Source organism: Streptomyces sp. NP-1717 (assembly GCF_022695985.1).
Classification (GTDB): domain Bacteria; phylum Actinomycetota; class Actinomycetes; order Streptomycetales; family Streptomycetaceae; genus Streptomyces.
Genome location: NZ_JAAPBF010000321.1, coordinates 1 through 6175, shown reverse-complemented (window position 1 = coordinate 6175; position 6175 = coordinate 1). Strand labels below are relative to the sequence as shown.

The window sequence follows — 6175 nt, the reverse complement described above, 5'->3', positions numbered from 1 at the left end:
GCGGTACCCGCCATCGACCACCACGGTCAGGAGGTTGGTCTAGCCCCGGCCGGGGTGGCCACCGAAGAGCAGGGCGAGTTGGGCGTCGAGCGCGGCCACGGCGTCTTCCTCGTCGTACTGCTGCGACAGCAGTTGCAGACCCAGCCCGTCGACGAGCGCGAGCAGACCGGCGGCGGCGCGCTCCGGATCCACACGGTCCGCCGGACCAGCGGCCCGGAGCTGGTCGGCGATGAACGTCCGTGTCTCCGCCGCGAGTTGGCGCAGCCCCGAGGCGATGGACGGCTTCACCGCGGCGTACGCCAGAAACGCGAGAACGACGTGATTCTCCAGTCGGCGCGTCTCGTCCAGCGGGAGCACCTGCAGCAGCAGACCACGTACGAGCTCCAGCGGCGGCCCCGGCACGAGTTCGGCCTGTGAGCGTTCGCGGATCCGGTCCGTGACCATGCCGAGGGCGAACGTCATCATCTCGTCCTTGGTGCGGAAGTAGTGCTGCACCATCCCCGTCGAGACGCCGGCCTCCGCGGCCACGTGCCGCAGGCTCACCTCTTCCAGACCGCCCGAGGCGGCCAGTCTCATCAGCGCATCGGCGAGCAGCTCGCGGCGCTCACGGTGGTCGACCTTGCGGGGCACAGCGCCACTTTACATTGCGCCCGTAATGCCTCCAGGATACATTGCGACTGTATTGAAAAGGAGGTCCGTGATGGACGTGCCCGGCGTGCTGGACGTACGCGAACCACCGGTGATCGAACTGTCGTCGATCGACCCGGAACAGGTGGAGCTGGTGGGCGGGAAGGCCGCCGGGCTCGCCGCGTTGATCCGGCTGGGCGAGCGAGTGCCGGACGGGTTCTGTGTCACGACCGGGGCGCACAGCCGCGGCGAGGTGCCGAGGGCCGCGGTCCTCGCCGCGTACGAACGGCTCGGCGCCGGGCCGGTCGCGGTCCGCTCCAGCGCGACCGCCGAGGACCTGCCGGACGCGAGCTTCGCGGGCCAGCAGGACACCTACCTCGCGGTCGAGGGCGCGGACCAGGTGCTCACGGCCATCCGTGCCTGCTGGGACTCGCTGCACAGCGAGCGTGCGAGCGCCTACCGCGAGGCCGCCGGTATCGCCCACGACACCGTACGGATGGCGGTCGTCGTCCAGCGCATGGTCGACCCCGAGGCCGCCGGCGTGCTGTTCACCACCAACCCGCTCACCGGCTCGCGGAGCGAGTCCGTCGTCGACGCCGCCCCCGGTCTGGGCACGGCCGTCGTCGACGGCGCGAGTGCCGCCGATCACTACGTGCTGGACGGCACGGCCCGCGACGAGCGCGGCTGCCTGACCTCCGCCCGCCTGAAGGAACTCCGCGAGGTCGGCGAGCGGCTCCAGAGCCGGCTCGGCGCACCGCAGGACGTCGAATGGGCGTACGACCGCGACGGCACGTTGTGGCTGCTCCAGTCGCGGCCGATCACCACACTGTTCCCGGCTCCCCCCGCGAGCGGGCGGCCGGGGACGCGTGTGTACGTCGAGTTCGGCCATGTCCAGGGCATGCTCCAGCCGGTGACGCCGGCAGGCATGTCGACGCTGAAGGAGATGCTGGCCGGCATGCTCGCGTCCTTCGGTGCGAGGGTCGACATCGTCGACATCGGCGGACGCCTGTACGGGGATCTGACCGACGCGATGCGCGACCCCGTGACAAGGCGTCGGTTGGTGAAGCTCATGGCGGTCGATTTCGGGCCACGGGCCCAGGCCGTGGTCGAACACCTCCTGAGCGACCCGCGGTTCGCCCCGATACCCGGCAGCCGGCGGCGCAGCACGGCCGCGCTGGCGACAGCGCCGAAGGCCGTGGCCGGGATCCTCCGCGCCCTCGCCCGGCCCGCGGCCGCTCGGGCACGGGTGTTCGGCGCGATCGAAAGCCTCCGCCAACAGCCGGTCGCGGACCCGTCGTCGGCCGCGGAACTGCTGCCGCTGGTCGAGGAGACCGAGCGGCGCGACGCCGGCCACGACGCCGTCACCTGGCCGGTCGTCACCGGGATCCTCGTGGCCGCTTCGCTGCCGGCGCTGCTCAGGGACATCGCGAGCGACGACGAGATCAGGACCGTGCTCGCGGGCATGCCGCACAACGTCACGATCGAGATGGACCTGGCCCTCTGGCAGGTGTCCCGGAACGCTGCGCCGCACCGCGACCTGCTGCTGGGGACGCCGCCGGACGAGCTGGCCGCCGCCCACCTCGCGGGCGAACTGCCCGACTTCGGCCTCACCGACTTCCTCGACATCTACGGCAACCGCTGCGCCGCCGAGGTCGATGTCGGTGTCCCGCGCTGGTCGGAGGAGCCCGCCCCGGTCTTCGCGGCGCTCGCCAACTACCTGCGCGTCACCGACCCGGACCAGGGGCCGGACCGGCGTTTCGAACGTGCCTCGGCCCGGGCCGAGGCGATGCTCGCCGAGCTCGTACGCAGGGCCCGCCGCGAGCGTCCCGTACGCGGCCGGCTCGCCGGCTTCTTCCTGCGCCGTGCCCGCGAACTGGCGGGGCTGCGCGAGGCGGGGAAGTTCGCCGGGCTGTACGCGCTGCGCGACCGCCGCAGGCGCCTGATGCTCATCGGCGCCGAGCTGCGGGCGAAGGGGCTCCTCGAACACGCCGACGACATCAGATTCCTCACGCTGCCCGAGGTTCGCGGAGTGGTGGTGGGCGGCGACGACCCGCGCCGGACGGTCGCCGAACGCCGCTCCCACTATGCGAGGGAGCTGCGGCGCCGTACCGTTCCCGTCGCCCTGCTCTCCGACGGAACCGATGTGGAGACGCTGCTCCCGGCCCGGACACCGGACGGCCGCACGCTCACCGGTACCGGCGCCGCCGCCGGTCGGGCCACGGGCCGCGCCCGAGTGGTCCGCGATCCGGCGGACGCGTACGTGGAGCCGGGCGAGATCCTCGTCGCGCCGACGAGCGACCCCGGCTGGACGCCACTGTTCCTCACGGCGGGCGGGCTCGTCACGGAGACCGGCGCGGTGATGGCGCACGGGCCGACAGTGGCGCGGGAGTACGGCATCCCGGCGGTGATCTCCGTACCGGGCGCCACCGAACTCATCCGCACCGGGCAGCTGATCACCGTCGACGGCGCGGCGGGAACGGTCACGCTCGACGCCCCGGAATCGGACCCCGGTCCGGACGCCGGCGCCGTCAGCGCGTCACGTCCGCTCGCGGGAGCGTGAGTCACGGCACGGGGTCAGGCGTGCTCGGAGGGGCGGCGAGGCGGAGGTGGCCGGGCGGCGGGCGGGGCCCGGCGGCAGAGCGCGGGATGCAGCCGTCGCTCCCGATCCGTAGGCTGAAACCCGGTAGTGCGTGGCGTGACGGGCGGCCCCTCGCCCCGTCGTCATGCCGGATGTCGGGCCAGCTACCCAGTCACCGACAGCGACTGTGCCACCGACGTGGAGCCGTTGATGACCACACCACGGGATCTGTTGATCACCACGCTGGAGGTGGCGTCCAGCCGCCTTCCGGAGCAGGGCGATCTGTCGCTCGCGCTCGCCGGTGGCGAGCTGATCGATCTGCTGAACGCGCGAGCCGCGGGGCTGGACGGCGACCGGATCGTGCCGGACGAGAGCGGGGCGGTCGACGACCGTCTGCTGAACGATGCGTCGGCGGCCCTCGTCCGGCAGGCGCCGTACGAGCCGGTCGAGGACTGGCTGTGGCGCAGGGGCCGTGGACTGGCGGCCGTCTATCTCATGGCCCTGAAGTCGGAGGGTCAGATCACCCGGCGCCACGCCCGCTGGGCGCCTTTCGGAGGCGGCCGGACCGTACTGACGGATACGCCCGCCCGCCGTTCGGCGCGGGAACGCTGGGAGTCGAAGGAGCCCGTCCTCGGCTCCCTCGGCGCGACCATCAGGATCCGCGAGCCCGAACACCCGCAAGGTCAAGAGGACCAGCAGGCCGACAGTCCCCCCGATGTGGCGGACGAGGCGGTGGAGTCGGTACTGGCCGCAGTCCACAACGCGGTGAGGGACCTGGAGGCCGAGCGGCAGCGAAGGTCCATCGAGGACGCGGCCTTCGACAACATCTGGCGAGGTTACTGACGCCGCCCGGCGTGCGAGGCAGCCGCCGCGGGTGATTGCCGGGCCGGAGCCGGTCGTGATAGTCATGAAACTGACTACTCTCATTCATGACTACCCGGAGGCCGGGGCCACACCATGAGCACCGCAGACCGATTCCGCGAAGCCGTCGACAACCGCGATCTGTCGTCTCTTGACGGCCTGTTCACCGAGGACATCCGCCTCTACAGCCCGGTGAAGTTCTCGCCCTTCGAAGGCAAGCCGATGGTGCTGGGCCTGTTCGGCGTCCTGCTGCGCACGTTCGAGGACTTCCGCTACGTCGGTGACCACACCGGCACCGCGCGGACGAGCGCCGACGGCACATCCGCCCCGTCCGCGGTTCTGCTGTTCCGGGCCACGGTCAACGGCAAGGAGATCCACGGCATCGATCTGCTGCACTTCGACGACGACGGCCGCATCAAGGAATTCACCGTCATGGTCCGGCCCCAGTCCGCCGTCCACGCCCTCGGCGAAGCCGTACTCGCAGGGCTGGTCGCGGACGGACTCGTACCGGCGGCACCGGCTCGGCCGTAGGACGTCCGTCAGCGAATGAGCCTGTCGAGGAACGGGTTGGAGCGTCGGACGCGGTTCAGGCCGACGTCGCGTACACGATGAGATTGTTCACCGGGTGCCCCTCGGCGTCGAACCCGCCGTCGCAGGTGATCAACCGCAGGGCGCGGTCCCCGGTCCGGCCGTAGACCTTCTCGGTGGGGAAGGAATCCTTGCTGACGGTCTCGGTGCCCGTGACGGTGAAACGGGACGGCACTTTTCCGCTTCTGCCGACCGTGATCTCCGCGCCTTTGGTGATCTTCCTGAGGTCGTGGAAGACGGCCTTGCCGAAGCGGGTGTTGTTGTGGCCGATGATGACCGCGGCACCGGCTTCACCGGGCACCGCACCGCCGGTGTACCAGCCGGCGGTCATGCCCTTCTCGGCCGGCGGGACCTCCACGGTCCCGTCCGCGTTGAGACCGAGCTCCATCAGGGAACTCTCCACCCCGATCGAGGGGATGGACACCTCGGTGGGAGCCGCCGGAACCGTGGACTCACCCGGGCTCCGCGGCACGGCCGGCTGCGACGTTCCGGGGGCGGGGACCGGGGCGGTCGCCTCCCGGCCCGGCGAGCAACCGCCCAGCAGGGCGAGGACAGCGGGTACGACGAGGGCGAGGAGGACGGGGGCCGGCAGGGCGCCGAAAGTCCGTACCGGGTGGTGCGCAGGGGACACAGAGGGCTCCAGAGCAGGACGCGGGGCCAGGGACCTGACGGGGTGACGCAGGGGTGACGCGGTGGCGCCGCCCCGCGAAGGGTGGCGCCACCGCGATGCGAGGTCAGGCGGTGTGGCCCCCGGCGGAGCGGCGGCGCAGCACGTAGGTGCCCGCGCCCGCGAGCAGCAGCACGCCGACGGCCGAGCCGACGAGGGGCGCCGTTCCGGTCTCCTCGGCGGGGGCCTCGCCCGCGGCGACGCCACCGCGCGGTGCCTGCTGGGCGGCAGCGGCCTTCTTCGCGGCCTCGGCCTTCTCGTCGACGCTGCCGCCCTTCTTCTCGGCTTCGGCCCTCTTCTCGTCCGCTGCCTTCCTGGCGGCCTCGGCCTTCTCCTCGGCGGCGGCCTTGTCCTTGGGCGACTCGTCGGCCACCGACGCGGGCTGCGTGGAGGTGCCTTCGGAGGCGACGGCCGCAGAGACCGGGAGAAGCATCGCGCCGGCCGCGACGGCGGACAGAAGGGCGAGACGCGAGCGGTGACGGTGGGACATGTATGGCTCCAGTTCCGGCCCGGTCTTGGTGGTACCTGGGTGCCGAATCGCACCAGGTTCCGGGCAGGGCTCCAGGCTGGCGGCCACTTGTGAAGAAGGTGTCAGGGCGTCATGTTGATCGGATCAGGGCCGGGCGGCGCCCTCTCCGGCACCGCCGGTCGCCGTCCCCTCCTCCGCGCCACCACCGGGCGCGGCAGGCAGCCGCAGGGTGAAGACCGAGCCCTGCCCCTCGGTGCTCACGACACTCGCCGTACCACCGTGCGCCTCGGCGAGTTTGAGCACGATCGCCAGGCCGAGGCCGCTGCCACCGGTACTCCGGTTGCGGGACTTCTCCGCCCGCCAGAAGCGGTCGAACACGTGCGGG

At 71.9% G+C, this 6175-nt stretch carries 7 protein-coding genes; 3 read left to right on the top strand and 4 right to left on the bottom strand.

What is annotated here, in order from left to right; genetic code table 11:
- Positions 1 to 39 precede the first annotated feature (39 nt).
- Positions 40 to 630: a TetR/AcrR family transcriptional regulator gene (locus GXP76_RS33325; protein WP_242575357.1), complete on the bottom strand. Its 591-nt coding sequence runs from the start codon at positions 628 to 630 to the stop codon at positions 40 to 42.
- Positions 631 to 700: 70 nt separating this feature from the next.
- Here GXP76_RS33325 and GXP76_RS33320 point away from each other — a divergent pair, with 70 nt between their 5' ends.
- The 3 genes from GXP76_RS33320 to GXP76_RS33310 all read left to right on the top strand — a co-directional run bounded on the left by GXP76_RS33320 (position 701) and on the right by GXP76_RS33310 (position 4597).
- On the top strand, positions 701 to 3187 hold the full coding sequence (locus GXP76_RS33320) for a PEP/pyruvate-binding domain-containing protein (RefSeq protein ID WP_242575356.1): 2487 nt from the start codon (positions 701 to 703) through the stop codon (positions 3185 to 3187).
- Between the two features lie 228 nt (positions 3188 to 3415).
- Complete coding sequence (locus GXP76_RS33315) at positions 3416 to 4048, top strand: GPP34 family phosphoprotein (RefSeq protein ID WP_242575355.1); 633 nt, start codon at positions 3416 to 3418, stop codon at positions 4046 to 4048.
- Positions 4049 to 4162: 114 nt separating this feature from the next.
- Positions 4163 to 4597, top strand: a complete 435-nt coding sequence (locus GXP76_RS33310; RefSeq protein ID WP_242575354.1) for a nuclear transport factor 2 family protein — start codon at positions 4163 to 4165, stop codon at positions 4595 to 4597.
- A gap of 55 nt (positions 4598 to 4652) precedes the next feature.
- On the opposite strand, the gene GXP76_RS33305 is transcribed toward GXP76_RS33310, so the two are convergent.
- The 3 genes from GXP76_RS33305 to GXP76_RS33295 all read right to left on the bottom strand — a co-directional run.
- Complete coding sequence (locus tag GXP76_RS33305) at positions 4653 to 5285, bottom strand: class F sortase (RefSeq protein ID WP_242575353.1); 633 nt, start codon at positions 5283 to 5285, stop codon at positions 4653 to 4655.
- 103 nt (positions 5286 to 5388) lie between these two features.
- Positions 5389 to 5811 carry a hypothetical protein gene (locus tag GXP76_RS33300; protein ID WP_242575352.1) on the bottom strand — a complete coding sequence of 141 codons (423 nt, stop codon included), beginning with the start codon at positions 5809 to 5811 and terminating at the stop codon, positions 5389 to 5391.
- A gap of 123 nt (positions 5812 to 5934) precedes the next feature.
- The coding region (locus GXP76_RS33295) for an ATP-binding protein (RefSeq protein ID WP_242575351.1) at positions 5935 to 6175 on the bottom strand (241 nt) is incomplete at its 5' end.